Raw genomic sequence first — 806 nt, 5'->3', positions numbered from 1 at the left:
TATAGCCCGCAAGGGCAGGAAGACGCGAATAACAGTCGCTTCCCCAGCGAAATACCCTTTGATCAACCGGCCAAGCGTCAATTCAGAGGCTTGTTCAGCGTTGCCCTAACGCGCCAAGTGACTGACTAGCGGTTCTTCAGCGCCTCGGCGACCCCTGCGCCATAGGCGCGATCGGCCATCGCGCAATTGCGGATATGCCGCTGCTGCACATCCTCGCTCGCGCCGCCGAGCGAGCGCGCGGTGTTGTCGAAGAGCTGCAGCTTCTGCTCGGGCGACATCAGTCGGAACAGCGCACCCGGCTGCGAGTAGTAGTCCTCGTCCGCGCGATGGTCCCAGTGCGCGGCTGCGCCCGAGAGCGCGAGCGGCGGCTCCGCCAGCCGCGGGCTGTCGGCCCACTCGCCGCGGCTGTTGGGCACGATGCCGGGCAGCCCGCCGTGGTTGCCGTCCACGCGCATCGCGCCGTCGCGGTGATAGCTGTGCACCGGGCAGCGCGGGGCGTTCACCGGGATCTGGTGCGCGTTCACGCCCAGCCGGTAGCGGACCGCATCGCCGTAGCTGAAGAGCCGTCCCTGCAGCATCTTGTCCGGCGAGAAGCCAATGCCCGGCACGATGTTGGCGGGCGAGAACGCCGCCTGCTCCACATCGGCGAAGTAGTTGTCGGGGTTGCGGTTGAGCTCCAGCACACCCACCTCGATTAGATCCTATGTATGAGGACGGGTCGGCAACTTCGCAGAGCGGTCCTAAAGTGAAGGTTCGAGTCTTACTTTGGAGACCACATCATGCAACCGACCCGTATCGAAGATTTT

General features: G+C 64.5%; 1 pseudogene. It reads right to left on the bottom strand.

The annotated features are described in order from the left end of the window. Positions 1-125 precede the first annotated feature (125 nt). A pseudogene (locus KHO22_RS32335) lies at positions 126-698 on the bottom strand (catalase); the annotation flags it as partial. Positions 699-806: the final 108 nt, after the last annotated feature.

It is taken from the genome of Cupriavidus yeoncheonensis (genome assembly GCF_905397275.1).
Classification (GTDB): domain Bacteria; phylum Pseudomonadota; class Gammaproteobacteria; order Burkholderiales; family Burkholderiaceae; genus Cupriavidus; species Cupriavidus yeoncheonensis.
This window is presented reverse-complemented; position numbering and strand designations above follow the sequence as displayed.